Here is a 17,886-nt window from a genome sequence, read left to right on the forward strand (position 1 = left end):
ACCCGATCTTCCCGGCGAAAGCCGGGACCCAGATTCAGCCTGAGCGTTCGCCAGGCTTGGCGCTTCTCAGCCCTTTGATCTGGGCCCCGGCCTTCGCCGGGGAAACGGATTTTTGAATTCAAACGGACCCGCTCACAGAGGTGGGCCGAACGTCAGGAGCCACCGATGACCGTCCCGATCCGCAACCACGACATCGCCGAGCTCAAGCGCCTCGATCTGGCCCACCACCTGCCGGCCCAGGCCGACCACAAGGTCATCGCGGAACTCGGCGGCAGCCGGATCATCACCCGCGCCGACGGCGTCTACATCCACGATGGCGAGGGGCATCAGATCCTGGACGGCATGGCCGGCCTGTGGTGCGTCAATGTCGGCTATGGTCGCAAGGAACTGGCCGACGCGGCCTACGAGCAGATGCTGGAGCTGCCGTACTACAACACCTTCTTCAAGACCGCGACGCCGCCGACCGTGACCCTGGCGGCCAAGATCGCCGAGAAGATGGGCGGGCATCTCTCCCACGTGTTCTTCAACTCGTCGGGGTCGGAGGCCAACGACACGGTCTTCCGCCTGGTCCGCCACTACTGGAAGCTCAAGGAGCAGCCGCAGCGGACCGTCTTCATCAGCCGCTGGAACGCCTATCACGGCTCGACCGTGGCCGGCGTATCGCTGGGCGGCATGAAGCACATGCACAAGCAGGGCGACCTGCCGATCCCTGGTGTCGAGCACGTGATGCAGCCCTACGCGTTCGGCGACGGCTTTGGCGAGGACCCGGCCGCCTTCCGCGATCGCGCGGTGAAGGAGATCGAGGACAAGATCCTTGAGGTCGGCCCCGAGAACGTCGCGGCCTTCATCGGCGAGCCGGTGCAAGGCGCGGGCGGGGTGATCATTCCACCGGACGGCTACTGGCCGGCGGTCGAGGCCCTGTGCCGCAAGTACGGGATCCTGCTGGTCTGCGACGAGGTGATCTGCGGTTTCGGCCGGCTGGGCGAGTGGTTCGGCCACCAGCACTACGGGATCAAGCCGGACCTGATCGCCATGGCCAAGGGGCTGTCGTCCGGCTACCTGCCGATCTCGGCCGTGGGCGTGGCCGACCACATCGTCGCCGAACTGCGCGAGAAGGGCGGCGACTTCATCCACGGCTTTACGTACTCCGGCCACCCGACCTGCGCGGCCGTGGCGCTGAAGAACATCGAGATCATGGAGCGCGAGAACCTGATCGAGCGCACCCGCGACGACACCGGCCCCTATCTCGCCAAGGCCCTGGCTGGCCTGAACGACCACCCGCTGGTCGGCGAGACCCGCTCGCTGGGCCTGATCGGCGCCGTCGAGATCGTCCGCGAGAAGGGCACGAACCTGCGCTTCGTCGACAAGGAGGGCGAGGCCGGTCCGATCGTCCGCGACCTGTGCATCAAGAACGGCCTGATGGTCCGCGCCATCCGCGACAGCATCGTCTGCTGCCCGCCGCTGATCATCACCCACGCCGAGATCGACAAACTTGTCGCCATCATCCGCCAGTCTCTGGACGAGGCCGAGCCGGTGCTGCGGGCCTTGAAACCGGAGGCCGCCGCATGAAGCCCAAGCACAACAAGGCCAAGCGCGAGAACAGCCTGGACCGAGGCGTCTCGACCCTTGAGGAAGCAGGGGCCTGGTTCGCGCGGCAGAGCATCGAGGAGATCGAGTGCGTGGTGCCGGATTTGGCCGGCGTGGCGCGCGGCAAGATCATGCCGGTGCGCAAGTTCCTGGGGACCCCGTCGATGAACCTGCCGCTGGCGGTGTTCTACCAGACCATCACCGGTGACTTCCCCGAGTCCGAGGGCGCCGTGAACGCGGTGCAGTCGGACACCGACATCTTCCTGACCCCGGACTTCGCCACGCTGGCGGCCGTGCCGTGGGCGCAGGACCCGACGGCGCAGGTGATCCACGACGCCTTCCACCCGGATGGCCGTCCTGTCGAGGAGGCGCCGCGTCAGGTGCTGCGGCGGGTGCTGGCGCTGTATGCCGAGAGGAACTGGAACCCGATCGTGGCGCCGGAGATCGAGTTCTACCTCGTCGATCGCAACACCGATCCGGACTATCCGCTGAAGCCTCCCGTGGGCCGCTCGGGCCGTCCCGAGACCGGCCGCCAGGGCTACTCGATCAGCGCGGTCAACGAGTTCGACGCGCTGTTCGAGGACATGTACGAATACTCCGAGCGCCAGGGCCTGGAGATCGACACCCTGATCCACGAGAGCGGCGTGGCGCAGATGGAGATCAACCTGCGGCACGGCCATCCGCTGGAGCTGGCCGACCAGGTCTTCATGATGAAGCGCACCATCCGCGAGGCGGCTCTGGAGCACGAGATCTACGCCACCTTCATGGCCAAGCCGATGGCCAGCGAGCCCGGCAGCGCCATGCACATCCACCAGTCGATCGTCGACCGAAAGGGCCGCAACTTGTTCTCGGACGAGGACGGGCAGGAGACCGAGCTCTTCCACGGCTTCATCGGCGGCCAGCAGAAGTACCTGCCGGCGATCATGGCCATCCTGGCGCCGTACGTGAACAGCTACCGCCGGATCGCGCGGGACTCGGGCGCGCCGGTCAACACCCAGTGGGGCTACGACAACCGCACCTGCGGCCTGCGGGTGCCGCCATCGGACCCGGCCAATCGCCGCCTGGAGAACCGCATCCCGTCGTCGGACGCCAATCCGTACCTGGCGATCGCGGCGGTGCTGGCGACGGGTTATCTGGGCATGGTCGAGGGCCTCAAGCCCAGCGCGCCGGTCGAGACCGACGCGGGGGTCGAGGGTGTGCAACTGCCGCGCAGCCTGTCGGAATCCCTGGCGCTGTTCAAAGCCTGCCAGCCGCTGGTCGAGATCCTGGGCCCGACCTTCATCGCCGCCTATGACCGCGTGAAGCAGGCCGAGTACGAGACCTTCATGCGCACGATCAGCCCGTGGGAGCGGGAGTTCCTGCTGCTGAATGTCTAGCCCGTACGGGCAGGGCAACTGGTATGCGGTCACGGCGGGCGAGGCTCCCGAGCGGCCGCCGCTGGAGGGCGACGTCTCGGCCGATGTCTGCGTCGTCGGCGCGGGCTTCACCGGGCTCGGCGCGGCGATGGCGTTGGCGGGCCGGGCGAGTGTCGTGGTGTTGGAGGCCGGCCGGGTCGGCTGTGCGGCCACGGGGCGCAACGGCGGGCAGGTCCATACTGGCCAGCGGCGTGACCAGGCTTGGCTGGAGAAGGCCGTCGGGCGCGACGATGCGATGGCGTTGTGGCGTCTCGCCGAGGATGCGCGGGCGCACTTCAAGACCCTGACTGACACCATCGACTGCGACTGGCGGCCGGGCATGATCCACGCTCGCCACAAGCGCGGCGGCGAGGCCGAGGACGTGGCCTATGCCGAGCTGATGGCCGGCCGCTATGGCTACGACCAACTGGCGCTGATCGACGAAACCGACCTCGCCGCCGAGCTGGGGACCGACGTCTACCATGGCGGCCTGATTGATCGCGGCGGCGGGCATGTGCATCCGCTGAAGCTGGCCCTGGGCATGGCGAGAGGGCTGACCGTCCACGAGAACACGCGCGCCCAGACCTGGCGGCGCGAGGGCGGAAAGATCGTCGTCGAGACCGCGGCGGGCCGGGTGACCTGCGACCAGCTGATCCTCAGTGGCGACGGCCTGCTGAACGGCATGGCTGGCAAGGCCCGCGCGCGGGTCATGCCGATCAACAACTTCATCGCCGTCACCGCGCCGTTGGGCGAGGTCGCAGACACGATCATCCGCTCGAGCGCGGCGGTGTCCGACAGCCGCTTTGTCGTGAACTACTTCCGCAAGACCCCTGACGGCCGGCTGCTGTTCGGCGGGGGGGAGAACTACCGGCCAGGGTTCCCGAGCGATATCGCCGGCATGGTCCGCAAGAACCTGGCGAAGGTCTATCCGAGGCTGGCCGAGGTCCCGATCACCCACGCCTGGGGCGGGACGCTGGGCATCACCATGAGCCGCATGCCGTTTGTCGGCGAGATCGCACCGGGCGTTCGTGTGGCGTCCGGCTATTCGGGCCAGGGGGTGATGCTGGCGCCCTATGTCGGCAAGCTGCTGGCCGACGCGGCGCTGGGCGAGACCGCCGGCGTCGAGCTGCTGTCACGCCTGCCGACCCCGCCATTCCCGGGCGGCCGGCTGCTGCGCTGGCCGCTGACCGTGGCGGGCCTCTCCTGGTACGCGCTGCGGGACCGGCTCTAGGCCAGCGCCTTCGCCGTCAGCAGCGCCATGTGCTGCCTCAGCTGTGCGATGCTGCGATCGAAATAGCCGATGTCGCGATGGGTGCGGGCCTGCATGACCGCGCCTTCCATCGTCGTCAGGATGAACTCCGCCAAGCCCTTGCGATCGACGCCGCCGGGCAGGCCGGCGTCCTTCAGGCAGCCTTCGATCGCGACTGTCCAGTTGGTGAAATTCTGGGCCAGCAGTTCGCGCACCGGCGGGTCGGGCTCGTGGATCTCCAGGGCCAGCGAGCCGATCGGGCAGCCGTACAGGCAGTCGCTCTCCAGCAGCATGCCGCGATAGGCCGCCAGCAGGGCGAAGATGCGCTCGACCGGGTCCTCGACCCCGCGCCAGGCCGGGTCCAGCAGCATCTCCTGGATACCGTCGCGGTACATCTCCAGCACCCCGATCAGCACGTCCTGCTTGCCGGGGAAGAAGTGGTACAGGCTGCCGCTGTTGGCCTGCGACCGCGAGAGGATGTCCGACACCGAGGTCGAGCCGTAGCCCTTGGCGGCGAACAGCTCCATCGCCGTCAGCAGGATGCGTCTGCGGGTGTCGAGCGGGTTCGAAGGCGCCATGAATGCATTTTGCATCACGCTTGAACGGTCAATCAAGTCGTGCTTCACTTGAATGGTCATTCAAGTTCCTCTGGGGAGGGGAGAACATGATCCGATCGACGATGATCGCCGCCGCCGCGCTGCTGGCTTTCGTGGGGGCGGCCAGCGCCCAGACGCGTAGCTGGAAGGACTTTCCGGGCGTCTCGAACACCTCTTACGTGGACGCCGCCGGCCAGAAGGCGCTGCAGCTGGCCATGGACATCCCGGCCCCGCCCAAGTCGGTGTTCGAGGCCTTCGCCACGACCGACGGCTTCAAGAGCTGGGCCGTGCCGATGGCCCAGGTCGACCTGCGCACCGGCGGCATGATCGAGTCCAGCTACGACCCCAAGGCCAAGATCGGCGACGTCGGCAACATCAAGAACCAGATCGTCACATTCATCCCCGACCAGCTGCTGGTGATCCGCAACGTCCAGGCCCCGGAGGGCTTTGCCGGCAAGGGCGAGTTCCAGAAGACCGTGACGGTGATCGAGTTCATGTCGATCGCCGAAGGCACGCGGGTGCGGCTGACGAATACGGGCTACGGCGACAACACCGAGGCCAGGACGGTGTACGGGCACTTCGAGTGGGGCAATGCGTACACGCTGGCGGAGCTGAGGAAGAAGTTCAGCAAGGGCGATTAGCCCGAGCTCTCCTCCCCCTTTGGGGGAGGGGGACCGGCGAACGCCGGTGGAGGGGTCAGCGCCGGCGCCTTGGAGTCATGACCAGCCCCCTCCGTCTCGCCGCGCTTCGCGGCGATCCACCTCCCCCAAGAGGGGGAGGAGAGTGGTGAATTGACACGCTCGTTTCCCACCGCTCTCCTCGGGGCATGAACGCTTCGACCCAGCCCGCCCTCAGCCTCGCCCAGGCGTTCGAGCACGCCGAGCGGCTGCTGGAGGCAGACCCGCGGATGGCCGCCGAGCAGGCGCGGGCGATCCTGGAAGCGGTCCCGCGCCACGCCGACACGACCCGTCTGCTCGCCGCCGCGCTGCGGCTGTCCGGCGATCCGCAAGCCGCGCTCGACACCGTCGCGCCGCTGGCCGCCGCCCTGCCCAACCTGCCTCTGGCCCAGTTGGAGCTGGCGCTGAACCTGGAGCAGCTGGGCCGCACCGCCGAGGCCGTGCGCGCCTTCGACCGGGCCAGCGCCCTGGAGCCGCGCCTGTCGGAGGCCTGGCGCGGTCTCGCCGAAAACCTGGAGCTGCTGGGTGACAGCGTCGGCGCCGAAAAGGCCTTGGCTCGCCAGCTGCGCGCTTCGACCCGCGACCCGGCCCTGGTCGAAGCCGCCACCGCGCTGGCCGACAACCGCCTGGGCGAGGCCGAGCAGATCCTGCGGGATCGTTTGAAGGCCGACGCCGGCGATGTCGCCGCCATCCGCATGCTGGCCGAGACCGGCGCGCGCCTGGGCCGCTATGCCGACGCCGAGGCCCTGCTGACCCGCTGTGTCGAACTGGCCCCGAACTTCGCCGCCGCCCGTCACAACCTGGCGACCATGCTGTATCGCCAGAACAAGAACGCCGAGGCGCTGGGCGAGATCGAGACCCTGACCGCCAAGGACGCCCGCCACCCCGGCTACGCCAACCTGCACGCCGCCATCCTGGCGCGGCTGGGCGAATACGACCGCGCCATCGCCGTCTACGACCGGGTGCTGGCCGACTATCCCAACCAGCCCAAGGGCTGGATGAGCTATGGCCACGCGCTGAAGACCGTGGGCCGCCAGGCCGACTGCGTCGCGGCCTATCGCCAGGCGTTGGAGCAGGCCCCGACCCTGGGCGAGGCGTGGTGGAGCCTGGCCAACCTCAAGACGGTCAAGTTCACGCCAGGCGACCTGGCGGCCATGACCGCCGCGCTGGAGACGCCGGACCTCTCCGACGACGACCGCCTGCACCTGCGCTACGCCCTGGGCAAGGCGCACGAGGATGCGGAACTCTGGGACGCCTCGTTTGACCACTACGCCGCCGGCGCCGCGATCCGCCGCAAGCAGCTGGACTACGATCCCGAAGAGAACGCCTCCGACACCGCCCGCACCAAGGCGGTGTTCACGCCTGCCTTTATCGCCGAGCGGACGGGGCAGGGGTTCGACGCGCCCGATCCGATCTTCGTCGTCGGCCTGCCGCGCTCGGGCTCGACCCTGGTCGAGCAGATCCTGGCCAGCCACTCGATGGTCGAGGGCACGATGGAGCTGCCCGACCTGATCGTCATGGCGCGCCGCCTGGGCGGCAAGACCGCCACCCGCGCCGAGTCGACCTATCCGGAAAGCCTGGCCGACCTCTCCGCCGCCGACCTCAAGGCCCTGGGCGAGGAGTTCCTGGAGCGCACCCGCATCCAGCGCAAGACGGACAAGCCGTTCTTCATCGACAAGATGCCCAACAACTTCGCGCATGCCGGGCTGATCCACCTGATCCTGCCGAACGCGAAGATCATCGACGCCCGTCGCCACCCGCTGGGCTGCTGCTTCTCGGGCTTCAAGCAGCACTTCGCGCGCGGGCAGGCGTTCAGCTACGATCTGACCGACATCGGCCGCTACTACGCCGACTACGTCGAGCTGATGGCGCATTTCGATGCGGTCCTGCCCGGTCGTGTGCACCGGGTGATCTACGAGCACATGATCGCCGACCCTGAAGCCGAAATCCGCGCCCTGCTGGACCATTGCGGGCTACCGTTCGAGGAGGCCTGTCTGTCGCCGCACGAGAACGACCGCGCCGTTCGCACCGCCAGTTCAGAGCAGGTGCGGCGTCCGATCTTCAAGGACGCGGTCGAGCACTGGCAGAAATTCGAATCGCGCCTGGACCCGCTCAAGCAGGCATTGGGGCCGGTGCTGGACGCTTATCCGAACGCGCCCGTTATTTGACCACTTGCTCCGAACCTTGCCATTTCTGCAACACTCACAGGAATTGGCGACAAACCGAAATTTCCAACCTTGCCGGACGCTTAGCGCGGGTCGAACGTCGTTCGATCAGCCGCCAAGGGGAGCGACTTAATGTCGTCGGGATCGGTTCGTTTGAGAAAGGTCGGCGTCTGCTCTGCCGCCCTCTTTGCCACCACCATGCTTACGGGCGTCGCGCACGCCCAATCCAACAATCAGAACACGGCCCTCGAGGAGGTCGTCGTCACCGCGCAGAAGCGGTCTGAAAACCTGCAGGACGTGCCGGTCAGCATCCAGGCCCTGGGTGGGGAGAAGCTGGAGCAGCTGCAGGTCGCCAGCTTCGTCGACTATGTGAAGTACCTGCCCAGCGTATCGTTCACGACGTCGGGGCCGGGCTTCGGCCAGGTCTATATGCGCGGCGTGGCCAGCGGCGGGGACGGCAACCACTCGGGCTCGCTGCCCAGCGTCGGCGTCTATCTGGACGAACAGCCGGTCACCACCATCCAGGGCGCTCTGGACATCCACGTCTATGACGTCGCCCGGGTCGAGGCCCTGGCCGGTCCGCAAGGCACGCTGTATGGCGCCAGCTCGCAGGCCGGCACGCTGCGGATCATCACCAACAAGCCCACGACGGCCGGCTTCTCGGCCGGGGTCGACGTCGAGGCCAACAAGGTCGATCACGGCGGGACCGGCCACACGATCGAAGGCTTCGTCAACATCCCGCTGTCGGACAAGATCGCCGTGCGCGCGGTCGGCTGGGACGTTCGCGACGCCGGGTATATCGACAACGTGGCGGGCACGCGGACCTATGATCGCGGCGATACGGATCCGACCAACGACTACACGATCAACAACAACAGCCGGGTGCGGAAGGACTATAACCGCGTCTACACCCAGGGCGGCCGCGCGGCCCTGCGGGTCGAGCTGAACGACAACTGGGTGATCACCCCCAGCGTCATGGGCCAGGTGCAGAAGACCGGCGGCCTGTTCGCCTATGACCCGCAGGTCGGCGACCTGAAGGTCACGCACTTCTATCCCGAAAGCAGCAAGGACAAGTGGGTCCAGGCGGCCATGACCATCGAGGGCCAGGTGGCCAATCTCGACGTCACCTATGCCGGCTCGTACCTGAAGCGCAACGACGAGACCAACCAGGACTACACCGACTACTCGTACTTCTACGATCAGGTCGGCTACGGCTTCTACTGGACCGACAACGCCGGCAACCTGGTGAACCCGTCGCAGTACATCCAGGGCCGCGACCGCTATCGCAAGGAAAGCCACGAGATCCGCATCGCCTCGCCGCAGGACCAGAAGCTGCGGTTCGTGGTCGGCGGCTTCTACCAGAAGCAGAAGCACGGCATCTTCCAGAACTACAAGATCGACGGCCTGGGCAGCGACCTGTCGGTGCCGGGCTATGTCGGTACGATCTGGCTGACCGCCCAGCAGCGGATCGATCGTGACAAGGCGATCTTCGGCCAGGCCGAGTACGACATCACCGACAAGCTGATGCTGACCGCCGGCATCCGCTTCTTCAAGGCGCACAACACCCTGGTCGGCTTCTACGGCTACGGCACGGGCTATGGCTCGACGGGCGAGCGCGCCTGTTTCAAGGGCCCGGTGGTCGCGGGCTCGCCCTGCACCAACCTGGACAAGGGCACCAAGGAAAGCGGCAACTCGCCGAAGGTGACGCTGACCTACAAGATCGACGACGACAAGCTGGTCTACGCCACCTACTCCAAGGGCTTCCGGCCCGGCGGCATCAACCGCCGCTCGACCCTGCCGCCATATCAGGCCGACTACCTGAAGAACTACGAGGCCGGCTGGAAGACCTCGTGGGGCGGGGCGTTCCGCTGGAACGGCGCGATCTTCATGGAGGACTGGTCGGGCTTCCAGTTCTCGATCCTGGGGGCCAACGGCCTGACCGAGATCAAGAACGCCAACCAGGCGCGCATCAAGGGCGTCGAGAGCGACATCACCTGGGCGCCGGTCGACGGCTTCACGCTGAACGCCTCGGCCGCCTATACCGACGCCAAGCTGACGGCCAACTATTGCGGCGCGACCGACAGCGCGGGCACGCCGATCACGACCTGTCCGGTCGGCTCCACGGCGTTCCCCGACGGCCCGCAAGCGCCGGACGGCACGCGCCTGCCGATCACGCCCAAGTTCAAGGCCAACATCACGGCCCGCTACCAATACCAGGTCGCCGACTATGACGGCTTCTGGCAGGTGTCGGTCATGGGCCAGACCTCGAACTGGACCGATCTGCGCCTCAAGGAGCGTGAGATCATCGGCAAGCAGGGCCGCTATTCGGTGGTCGACTTCTCGACCGGCCTGTCCAAGGACAGCTGGTCGATGCAGCTCTACCTCAAGAACGTCTTCGACAAGCGGGCCAGCCTGAACCGCTATGCCGAATGCGCCGAGAGCGTCTGCGGAACCCAGGCCTATATCGTCCCGAACCAGCCCCGCACCGTCGGGATCAAGGTGGGGAAAGAGTTCTAGTTCGTGGTGGGGAGTGAGAGGGGGCGGTCCGCGAAGGGCCGCCCCTTTTTCGTTTTCCGTTCCCCCATTTTCGTCTTCCCGGCGCCACGGATCGCGCTTTGCGCGTCCGAGCGTAAACTCTAGCCGGGACCCAGTTTCATCCGGAGCGTCTTGAGTTGATGCGCTTTTCCGCCCCGCCCAGAGCGGTGATCTCCCCGGGCTCGATCTGGGCCCCGGCTTTCGCCGGGGAAACGGGACTTTGATGAAAGCTTCCGACGCTAAACCCCTGGGCCTGTGGATGTGCACGGCCCTGGTCGTGGGCAACATGATCGGCTCGGGCGTCTTCATGCTGCCGGCCTCGCTGGCGCCGTACGGCTGGAACGCCGTGATCGCCTGGCTGCTGACGATCGGCGGGGCGCTGTGCCTGGCCTTCGTCTATGCCCATCTGGCCAAGGCCTTTCCACGCGCCGGCGGGCCGCTGGCCTATACCCAGGAAGCTTTCGGGCCGACGGCCGGCTTCATGGTCGCCTGGGCCTACTGGATCTCGATGTGGGTCGGCAACGCGGCGATCGCCATCGGCGGGGTCAGCTATCTGTCGGTGTTCTTCCCGGTGATCGCCAAGGTCCCCGGACTGGCGGCGTTCGTCACGGTCGCGGTCGTCTGGGCGTTGACCGGCGTGAACTGCTGGGGCTCCAAGTCGGCGGGCCGGTTGCAGGTCGTGGCGACGGTCCTGAAGCTGCTGCCGCTGGTCGCGGTGGCCGGTCTGGCCGCCGTGGTGCTGGCCAAGAAGGGCGGGGCGGCGGTGACGCCGTTCGAGCCCTCGCAGCTGTCGGCCAGCGGCATCACCGCCGCCGCCACCCTGACCCTGTGGGCCCTGCTGGGCCTGGAGTCGGCCACCGTGCCCGCCGACAAGGTGCACGAACCGACCACGACCATTCCCAAGGCCACCCTGTACGGCACGGCCTTCACCGGCCTGATCTATCTGGTCGTCTGCTCGGCGGTGGTGCTGCTGTCGCCCGCCGACTTGCTGAAGGGTTCCAACGCGCCGTTCGCGGACTTCGTCGGCTATCACGGCGGCGGCGACCTGCGGCTCGTTTTGGCCGCCTTCGCCGCGATCAGCGCCTTCGGAGCGCTGAACGGCTGGGTGCTGCTGCAGGGCGAGATGCCCTACGCCATGGCGCGCGACGGGGTGTTCCCCGCCTGGCTCGCCAAAGCCGGCAAGCGCGGGACGCCGGTGCGGGCGCATGTGCTGTCCAGCGCCCTCCTGACTGGCCTGGTTTTGATGAACTACGCCAAGTCGATGGCGGACCTCTTCACCTTCATCGCCCTGCTGGCGACCTCGGCCAGCCTGTTCACCTACCTGTTCAGCGCCCTGGCGGCCCTGCGCTTGCAGCAGCAGAAGCGGATGGACGCCACAGTGGGCCTGACCGTGCTGGCCATCCTGGCGGCGCTGTATTCGATCTGGACCCTCTACGGCGCGGGCGCCCAGGCCGCCCTGTGGGGCCTCGTTCTACTGGTCGCCGGCCTGCCGGTTCGTTTCCTGACCGCCCGCGCGGCGCGTCCTGCTTCGGAGATCTCCGCATGATCGTCGCCCTGCTGCTCGCGGCCCAGGTCTCTTACGTCCACGCCGGCAAGCTGGTCGATCCCCAGGCCGGCAAGGTGCTGAGCGACCAGCTGATCCGCATCGAAGGCGAGAAGATCACGGCGGTCACGCCGTGGAAGGCGCCTCCGAAGGACGGCCCGGTCACCGACTGGAGCAAGCTCACCGTCCTGCCCGGCCTGATCGACATGCACACCCACCTGGTCGACCAGGAGCAGACCGAGAACATCGCCGAGCCGCTGCTGACCACGGCCGCCTACCAGTCGTTCATCGCCGCTGATCACGCCCGCAAGACCCTCATGGCCGGCTTCACCAGCGTGCGCGACGTCGGCACCTGGCGGGCGTTCGGCGACGTGGCCCTGCGCGACGCGATCAACAACGGCCTCGTGCCCGGCCCGCGCATGTCGGTGGCCGGCGCCTACATCACCATCCCCGGCGGGGGCGGGGAGGTGACCGGCATCGCCGCGGACGTCGGCATTCCGGCCGAGATGCGAGTGGGCGTGGTCGAGGACGCGGCGGATGCGCATCGCAAGGCCGCCAACATCCTGGCTCACAAGGCCGACTTCCTGAAGTTGATCGCTACCGGCGCGGTGCTGACCGTCGGCACCGAGCCCGGCCAGCTGGAGCTCTCCGAGGACGAGATCCGCGCCGCCGTCGAGGAGGCCGCCAAGCGGGGGACCTACGCCACCGCCCACGCTCACGGGGCTAACGGCATGAAGGTCGCCATGCGGGCCGGCGTGCGGTCGATCGAGCACGGCTCGCTGATGGACGACGAGGCCATCGCCATGATGAAGGCCAAGGGTGTGTATCTGGTGGCCGACATCTATGACGGCGACTGGATCGACGCCTACGGCAAGGCCCACGGCTGGCCCGCCGAAACCCTGCGCAAGAACTACGAGACCACCGAGGCCCAGCGCGAAGGCTTCCGCAAGGCGGTGAAGGTCGGGGTCAAGATCGCCTATGGCACCGACGCCGGCGTCTATCCGCACGGCCTCAACGGTCGCCAGCTGCCCTACATGGTCAAGTACGGCATGACGCCGATGCAGGCGATCCAGTCTGCGACCACCGTGGCGGCCGAGCTGATGAGCAAGACCGGCCAGGTCGGCTGCGACGCGGCCGGCTGCTACGCCGACCTGATCGCCGTGCCCGGCGATCCGCTGGCGGACGTCTCGGTGCTGACCCGCGTGCCCAAGGTCATGAAGGGCGGGGCGGTGGTGAAGGATCAATAGCGCTTTCGCTCCTCCTTCCGTTTCCCCGGCGAAAGCCGGGGTCCAGATCGAGCCACGAGCGCGCGCGGGGTGTGGCGGGACTTGTAGGCGCTATCACCCCAAATGCTCCGCATGAATCTGGGCCCCGGCCTTCGCCGGGGAAACGGAGTTTGTGAGGTGAATAACTGCACAGCCTCAGTTGGCTCGGATCATGCATTGTGCATTGCAGCGCAATTTTGTTGTGCGATAGCGAAACAACTGTCATGTCTGCGTGGTTAGCGTCACGTTGAGTACGTCCAAGGAGGTCTACATGACCGAGAATCACTACTACGTCCGCCCGGTCGCCGGTGTGTGGCATGTGACCTGGAACGACTCGGCCGAGCTGATTGGTTCGTACTCGTCGCAACACGAGGCCGAGGGCTTGGCTCAGCTGCTGGCGCGTCACATGATCGCCCAGGGCCGCAAGGCTCAGGTCCATGTCGACGAACCGGAAGTGCGCACCCCCGCTTGGGGCCGTAACCGCGCCGCTCATCAGGTCGTCGCGGCTTAAGTTCAGAGTTTCGGAGCGCGGGGGCTTATCGCGCTCCACCCCATAGGGGGCATCCGGTCTTCCCGGTGACAGCTGGTCGCCGAGGCGTTTGGGGTGGTGGGAATGGCGCTGCAATGACAGCGCGCCCCGACGGTTCCCTGAACTGGCGCCGCCGGGAAGACCGGAGTTCTCTACGGCTCCAGCCAGCTTTCCAGCGCGCGTCCGATGATCCGCGCCGCCTCGTCCGGACCAAAGGTCGCCGGGTCCAGGCACAGCTCCAGCCATAGTCCGTCCACGGTCGCCGTCAGGGCGATGGCCGCCAGCCGCGTGTCGCGTGCGCCGGTCTCGCTGAGCAGCGTTTCCAGCCGCGCCCGGAAGCCGGCATAGGACGCCGCGTGGATGGCTGCGATGCGGGGCTTGGTCTTCACCAGGCTCCAGAAGCCGATCCAGGCGGCCAGCAGCTGCGGGTCCAGCACCGGCGGGACGAAGCTGGCGGTGAGATAGGCCAGCAGGCGCTCGCGCGGCGACGGGCCGGCGGTCTCGAGAGCCGCGTCCAGCGCCGCATCGATCCGCTGGCTCACCGCCTCGTAAGCCGCCGCGATCAGCTCGTCGACGCCTTCGAAATAGTGCCGCAGCAGGCCGGGAGAGACACCCGCCTCGGCGCAGATGGTCCGCACGCTGGTTCCGCCGACGCCTTCGCGGGCGAGCACGGTCTCGGCGGCCGTCACCAGCGCTTGCCGGCGGACGTCGGGGGCCTCGCGGGTGAAGGCGGCGCGGGTCACCGGACTGCCTCTCCGCATTCCCCTTCATCGTCATCCCGGCCGCAGCGAAGCGGAGAGCCGGGACCCAGGGGCCACCGCGCTGCACCGGCCCCTGGGTCCCGGATAGCGCTACGCGCTTCCGGGATGACGAGATTTGCTAGGGCGGGAAGGATCTTCACCACCCCTCCGGCGGCCGCTCCAGCCGGCTCTCGGGAACCAGCGCCCGCATCTTCCGGCCAAAGCTTCGCAAGCTCACCTCACTCGTGGCCAGCGGTCCCGCGGTGAACGTTCGCGACGCCATGCCCTGCTGCACGCGGGCCACCAGCTCGGTGTCCTCGGCATTGACCTGGCGGTTGATGCGCCAGTTCAGATACCGCGCCGCCTTCATCTCCCGCCGTTCATCCGGCAGGGCGTAGGCGATCTCGCGGATCATCGTCTTCTCGGCCGAGATCGGGATGAACTGCATGAAGTCCACCTGATCCGGATAGATGTCGAAGGCGAAGTTCGGCCACAGCTTGAAATAGGTCCACAGCCGCTTGCGGTTGTCCGGCAGGTGCGGAACGTCGGGCAGCAGGTCCTGGTACAGCCGCTCGGACGGATTGCGCGACGGCTCGTCGATCAGCTGGCCCCACATCTTGTCGACGAAGGTCTTGGCCTCGACGCCGTAGCCCTTGCCGAACAGCCGCGTCAGGCCGGGGTGAGCTATCGGAATGTGCAGGCCGTCCGAATAGTTGTCGCTGATGTTCTTCCAGTTCACCTCGCGCGGCCGCAGGGTGACGCGGCCGAAAGGTTGCAGCTCCTCGAAGCGGTAGTGGGCGACCTCGTCTTCGTACGGAGCCATCATCGTGGCGACCGACGGACCTTCGCCCTCGATCCGCACGAAGACGAAGCCGCGCCAGATCTCGGTCTCGACCTTGGCCAGGCCCTGCTCGTGCATCTGCAAAGCGGGATAGTCGTCGCGCATCGGCACGCCGATCAGCCGGCCTTCCAGGTCGTAGGTCCAGGCGTGGTAGGGGCAGACGATCCGGCCGCAGTGGCCCACGGGACCGTCCAGCAGCCGCGCGCCCCGGTGGCGGCAGACGTTCGCGAACGCCCGCGCCCCGCCGTCCTTGCCGCGCAGCACGACCAGGCTCTCGCCCACGAAGTCGAAGGTGTGGAAGTCGCCGGCCTTGGGGATGTCGTTCAGATGGCAGACGATCTGCCACGACGGGCGGAAGATCTTGTCCTGCTCTTCCCTGAAGAAGCGCTCGTTGCCATAGATCCAGCCGGGCAGGCCCCAGTCGGCCTGCGGATCCTCGTTGGAGATCGCGGTCATCGGGCTTTCCCTTCCCCGATTTCCCCGGCGAACGCCGGGGCCCAGATCATAGGGCTGTGAGGCGCCAGATACGGCCTGGGCTCGGGATGTATCTGGGTCCCGGCGTTCGCCGGGAAGATCGGCTTTTGGGTCATCGCGCGGCGACCGACAGCTTCAGCGCCGTGACGAAGTCCTTGTCGCGCAGGATCTCGCGGGCGGCGTTGCGGCCCGGATTGCCCGAGACGCCGCCGCCGGGATGCGTGCCGGCCCCGCACATGTAGAGGCCCTTGATCGGCGCGCGGTGGCTGGCATGGCCCAGGAAGGGTCGCGTGGCCCACAGCTGATCCAGCGACATGTGGCCGTGCATGATGTCGCCGCCGATCAGGCCGAACTTGCGCTCCAGGTCCAGCGGCGACAGCAGGGTGGCGCCCAGCACCGAGGCCTTGAAGCCCGGCGCCCACTGGTCGACCGTGGCGATGATCAGGTCGCCGGCCGCCTCGCGCACCTCGTCCCAGCTGCGGCCGTTTGGCAGCTCCGGCGCGAACTGCTGGCAGAACAGGCTGGCCACGTGCTGGCCGGGAGGCGCGAGAGACGTGTCGATGGTCGAGGGGATCAGGATCTCGACGATCGGGGCCTTGCTGATTCCCTCGGCCTTCGCGTCGCGATAGGCGGCGTCCATGTAGTCCAGGCTGGGCGCGATGACGATGCCCGACTGGTGGTGCTCGGCGGCCTCCTTGCCGGGCAGGCAGGTGAAGCTGGGCAGCTCCGACAGCGCCACGTTCATGCGGAAGGTGCCCGAGCCGTTCTTGTAGCCGTCCACCGTCTTGCGGAAGTCGGCGGTCAGGGCCGAGGGCGGGACCAGCTTCTTGTACAGCAGGGCGGGATTGACGTTGGCGCTGACGATCGGAGCCATGACCTGGCGGCCGTCGACCAGCTGGACGCCGACGGCTTTCGTGCCATCGACGTGGACGCCTTCGACCGGCGCGTTCAGCAGGATCTCCACGCCCGCCGCCTCGCAGGCCTTGGCCATGGCCTGGGTGATCGAGCCCATGCCGCCGACCGCGTGGCCCCAGGCGCCCTTCTTGCCGTTCACCTCGCCGAAGGTGTGGTGCAGCAGCACATAGGCCGATCCCGGCGTATCAGGGCTGGCGAAGTTGCCGACCACGGCGTCGAAGCCGAAGGCGGCCTTGACCGGATCGCTCTCGAACCAGCCGTCCAGCACGTCGCGGGCGCTCTTGGTGAAGAGGTCCAGCAGGTCGCGCTTGCGTTCGCGCGACAGCATGGCGAGGCGCCCGCCCTGGCGCAAGGCCCGCAGCATGCCGGGCAGGCCGTCGCCCAGGTTCGGCGGCGTCTCCTGAGCGAAGTCGCGCAGCACGTCGCCGATCTCGTCCAGCATGGCGTAGTAGGCCGGCAGCACCTCGGCGTCGCGGCGGCTGAACTTGCGGAACTGCTCCTGAGTACGCTCCAGCCCGCCGCCCAGCTTGATGTACTGGTCGTCACTGAGCGGCAGGAAGTTCGAGATCGGCCGCTCCAGGAAGGTCAGGCCATAGTCGCGCAGGCCCATGTCGGCGATCACGCGCGGGTTCAGCAGGCTGACCGTGTAGCTGGCTGCCGAGTTGCGGAAACCGGGATGGAACTCCTCGGTCACCGCCGCCCCGCCGACCACGCCCCGCGCCTCGCAGACCGTGACCTTCAGCCCGGCCTTGGCCAGGTAAAAGGCGCAGACGAGGCCGTTGTGGCCCCCGCCGATGATGACGGCGTCGCGGGTGGTGATGTCGGCCATCGTGTCTCTCCCCAAGAGCAGGAGGAGAGGTTGCTATACGATCGTATAATAGGCAAGGGGCGCGAAATCTTCCTCCTGCCCCGATTGCGGGGGGCGCTTAGAAACGTCAGCGACGGTGCATCCCTTCGGCCATGAAGCAATCATTGCGCCTTCGTTCGAGCTTCATTCGGAGAGTGTGTAACCTCTCACCCTCCCACCGCTACGCGGCGGGTCCCTCCCTCTCTCTATGAGAGAGGGTTTCAAAGGTGCATCAGCTTTGGGTGGTTAGCGGACCTTCTGCGCAGAGCCCCAGCGCTTTCCTCCCCGTTTGGGGGAGGTGGATCGCCGCGAAGCGCGGCGAGACGGAGGGGGCTTGTGCCGACTCGACAACGCCGGCGCTGGCCCCTCCACCGGCGTTCGCCGGTCCCCCTCCCCCAAAGGGGGAGGAAGGATTTTGCAGCACTCCCCGAGCAGAAGCCCTCAACACCCGCCAAGGGTCGAAAGCCGCCCCCTCCGTCGCGACGCGTATCCGCATCGCGCCACCTCCCCCGTTTCACGAGTGAGGAGG

13 protein-coding genes and 2 pseudogenes are annotated in these 17,886 nt (G+C 67.4%); 11 read left to right on the top strand and 4 right to left on the bottom strand.

Going from position 1 to position 17,886, the window contains the following annotated elements:
• Nucleotides 1-165: 165 nt before the first annotated feature.
• Genes J7528_RS01770 through J7528_RS01780 form a run of 3 tightly spaced genes read left to right on the top strand, consistent with a single transcriptional unit; the run spans nucleotide 166 to nucleotide 4,212 of the window.
• Nucleotides 166-1,569, top strand: coding sequence for an aspartate aminotransferase family protein (locus tag J7528_RS01770; RefSeq protein WP_291870726.1), 1,404 nt, complete (start codon nucleotides 166-168; stop codon nucleotides 1,567-1,569).
• A complete protein-coding gene (locus tag J7528_RS01775; protein ID WP_291870728.1) occupies nucleotides 1,566-2,963 on the top strand; it encodes a glutamine synthetase family protein in 1,398 nt (465 codons plus the stop codon). Before J7528_RS01770 ends, J7528_RS01775 begins: the two co-directional genes overlap by 4 nt.
• Nucleotides 2,956-4,212, top strand: coding sequence for an FAD-binding oxidoreductase (locus tag J7528_RS01780; RefSeq protein ID WP_291870730.1), 1,257 nt, complete (start codon nucleotides 2,956-2,958; stop codon nucleotides 4,210-4,212). Before J7528_RS01775 ends, J7528_RS01780 begins: the two co-directional genes overlap by 8 nt.
• On the opposite strand, the gene J7528_RS01785 is transcribed toward J7528_RS01780, so the two are convergent.
• Nucleotides 4,209-4,808 carry a TetR/AcrR family transcriptional regulator gene (locus tag J7528_RS01785; RefSeq protein ID WP_291870732.1) on the bottom strand — a complete coding sequence of 200 codons (600 nt, stop codon included), beginning with the start codon at nucleotides 4,806-4,808 and terminating at the stop codon, nucleotides 4,209-4,211. The genes J7528_RS01780 and J7528_RS01785 overlap by 4 nt on opposite strands.
• A gap of 86 nt (nucleotides 4,809-4,894) precedes the next feature.
• Here J7528_RS01785 and J7528_RS01790 point away from each other — a divergent pair, with 86 nt between their 5' ends.
• From J7528_RS01790 to J7528_RS01815, 6 genes are all read left to right on the top strand, one after another.
• Nucleotides 4,895-5,467 carry an SRPBCC domain-containing protein gene (locus tag J7528_RS01790; RefSeq protein WP_291870733.1) on the top strand — a complete coding sequence of 191 codons (573 nt, stop codon included), beginning with the start codon at nucleotides 4,895-4,897 and terminating at the stop codon, nucleotides 5,465-5,467.
• A gap of 185 nt (nucleotides 5,468-5,652) precedes the next feature.
• A complete protein-coding gene (locus J7528_RS01795; protein WP_291870735.1) occupies nucleotides 5,653-7,671 on the top strand; it encodes a tetratricopeptide repeat-containing sulfotransferase family protein in 2,019 nt (672 codons plus the stop codon).
• 129 nt (nucleotides 7,672-7,800) lie between these two features.
• Entirely contained in the window at nucleotides 7,801-10,185 is a 2,385-nt protein-coding gene (locus tag J7528_RS01800; protein WP_291870737.1) for a TonB-dependent receptor, read from the top strand.
• Nucleotides 10,186-10,426: 241 nt separating this feature from the next.
• On the top strand, nucleotides 10,427-11,749 hold the full coding sequence (locus tag J7528_RS01805; RefSeq protein ID WP_291870739.1) for an amino acid permease: 1,323 nt from the start codon (nucleotides 10,427-10,429) through the stop codon (nucleotides 11,747-11,749).
• The gene (locus tag J7528_RS01810) at nucleotides 11,746-12,993 is read left to right on the top strand and encodes an amidohydrolase family protein (RefSeq protein ID WP_291870741.1); all 1,248 of its coding nucleotides are present in this window, start codon (nucleotides 11,746-11,748) and stop codon (nucleotides 12,991-12,993) included. Before J7528_RS01805 ends, J7528_RS01810 begins: the two co-directional genes overlap by 4 nt.
• A gap of 289 nt (nucleotides 12,994-13,282) precedes the next feature.
• On the top strand, nucleotides 13,283-13,522 hold the full coding sequence (locus tag J7528_RS01815; protein WP_291870743.1) for a hypothetical protein: 240 nt from the start codon (nucleotides 13,283-13,285) through the stop codon (nucleotides 13,520-13,522).
• 170 nt (nucleotides 13,523-13,692) lie between these two features.
• Here J7528_RS01815 and J7528_RS01820 read toward each other — a convergent pair whose 3' ends face one another.
• Entirely contained in the window at nucleotides 13,693-14,283 is a 591-nt protein-coding gene (locus tag J7528_RS01820; RefSeq protein WP_291870745.1) for a TetR family transcriptional regulator C-terminal domain-containing protein, read from the bottom strand.
• A 31-nt stretch (nucleotides 14,284-14,314) separates the two neighbouring features.
• On the opposite strand from J7528_RS01820, the pseudogene J7528_RS01825 reads away from it, so the two are divergent.
• A pseudogene (locus tag J7528_RS01825) lies at nucleotides 14,315-14,386 on the top strand (hypothetical protein); the annotation flags it as partial.
• A 51-nt stretch (nucleotides 14,387-14,437) separates the two neighbouring features.
• On the opposite strand, the gene J7528_RS01830 reads toward J7528_RS01825, so the two are convergent.
• Together J7528_RS01830 and J7528_RS01835 are read right to left on the bottom strand one after the other, a co-directional pair.
• Complete coding sequence (locus tag J7528_RS01830; protein WP_291870747.1) at nucleotides 14,438-15,577, bottom strand: aromatic ring-hydroxylating dioxygenase subunit alpha; 1,140 nt, start codon at nucleotides 15,575-15,577, stop codon at nucleotides 14,438-14,440.
• A gap of 130 nt (nucleotides 15,578-15,707) precedes the next feature.
• Entirely contained in the window at nucleotides 15,708-17,339 is a 1,632-nt protein-coding gene (locus J7528_RS01835; protein WP_291870749.1) for an NAD(P)/FAD-dependent oxidoreductase, read from the bottom strand.
• Nucleotides 17,340-17,693: 354 nt separating this feature from the next.
• Here J7528_RS01835 and J7528_RS01840 point away from each other — a divergent pair.
• Nucleotides 17,694-17,768, top strand: a pseudogene (locus tag J7528_RS01840) (hypothetical protein); the annotation flags it as partial.
• Nucleotides 17,769-17,886: the final 118 nt, after the last annotated feature.

This window comes from Caulobacter sp. (assembly GCF_017744445.1).
In the GTDB taxonomy this organism is placed as follows: Bacteria; Pseudomonadota; Alphaproteobacteria; order Caulobacterales; family Caulobacteraceae; genus Caulobacter.

What these genes read in the sequence shown, in the direction of transcription:
- J7528_RS01815 (WP_291870743.1), top strand. Translation starts at nt 13,283, where the DNA reads ATGACCGAGAATCACTACTACGTCCGCCCGGTCGCCGGTGTGTGGCAT.
- J7528_RS01780 (WP_291870730.1), top strand. Translation starts at nt 2,956, where the DNA reads ATGTCTAGCCCGTACGGGCAGGGCAACTGGTATGCGGTCACGGCGGGC.
- J7528_RS01790 (WP_291870733.1), top strand. Translation starts at nt 4,895, where the DNA reads ATGATCCGATCGACGATGATCGCCGCCGCCGCGCTGCTGGCTTTCGTG.
- J7528_RS01805 (WP_291870739.1), top strand. Translation starts at nt 10,427, where the DNA reads ATGAAAGCTTCCGACGCTAAACCCCTGGGCCTGTGGATGTGCACGGCC.
- J7528_RS01830 (WP_291870747.1), bottom strand. Translation starts at nt 15,577, where the DNA reads ATGACCGCGATCTCCAACGAGGATCCGCAGGCCGACTGGGGCCTGCCC.
- J7528_RS01835 (WP_291870749.1), bottom strand. Translation starts at nt 17,339, where the DNA reads ATGGCCGACATCACCACCCGCGACGCCGTCATCATCGGCGGGGGCCAC.
- J7528_RS01775 (WP_291870728.1), top strand. Translation starts at nt 1,566, where the DNA reads ATGAAGCCCAAGCACAACAAGGCCAAGCGCGAGAACAGCCTGGACCGA.
- J7528_RS01785 (WP_291870732.1), bottom strand. Translation starts at nt 4,808, where the DNA reads ATGGCGCCTTCGAACCCGCTCGACACCCGCAGACGCATCCTGCTGACG.
- J7528_RS01810 (WP_291870741.1), top strand. Translation starts at nt 11,746, where the DNA reads ATGATCGTCGCCCTGCTGCTCGCGGCCCAGGTCTCTTACGTCCACGCC.
- J7528_RS01795 (WP_291870735.1), top strand. Translation starts at nt 5,653, where the DNA reads ATGAACGCTTCGACCCAGCCCGCCCTCAGCCTCGCCCAGGCGTTCGAG.
- J7528_RS01770 (WP_291870726.1), top strand. Translation starts at nt 166, where the DNA reads ATGACCGTCCCGATCCGCAACCACGACATCGCCGAGCTCAAGCGCCTC.
- J7528_RS01800 (WP_291870737.1), top strand. Translation starts at nt 7,801, where the DNA reads ATGTCGTCGGGATCGGTTCGTTTGAGAAAGGTCGGCGTCTGCTCTGCC.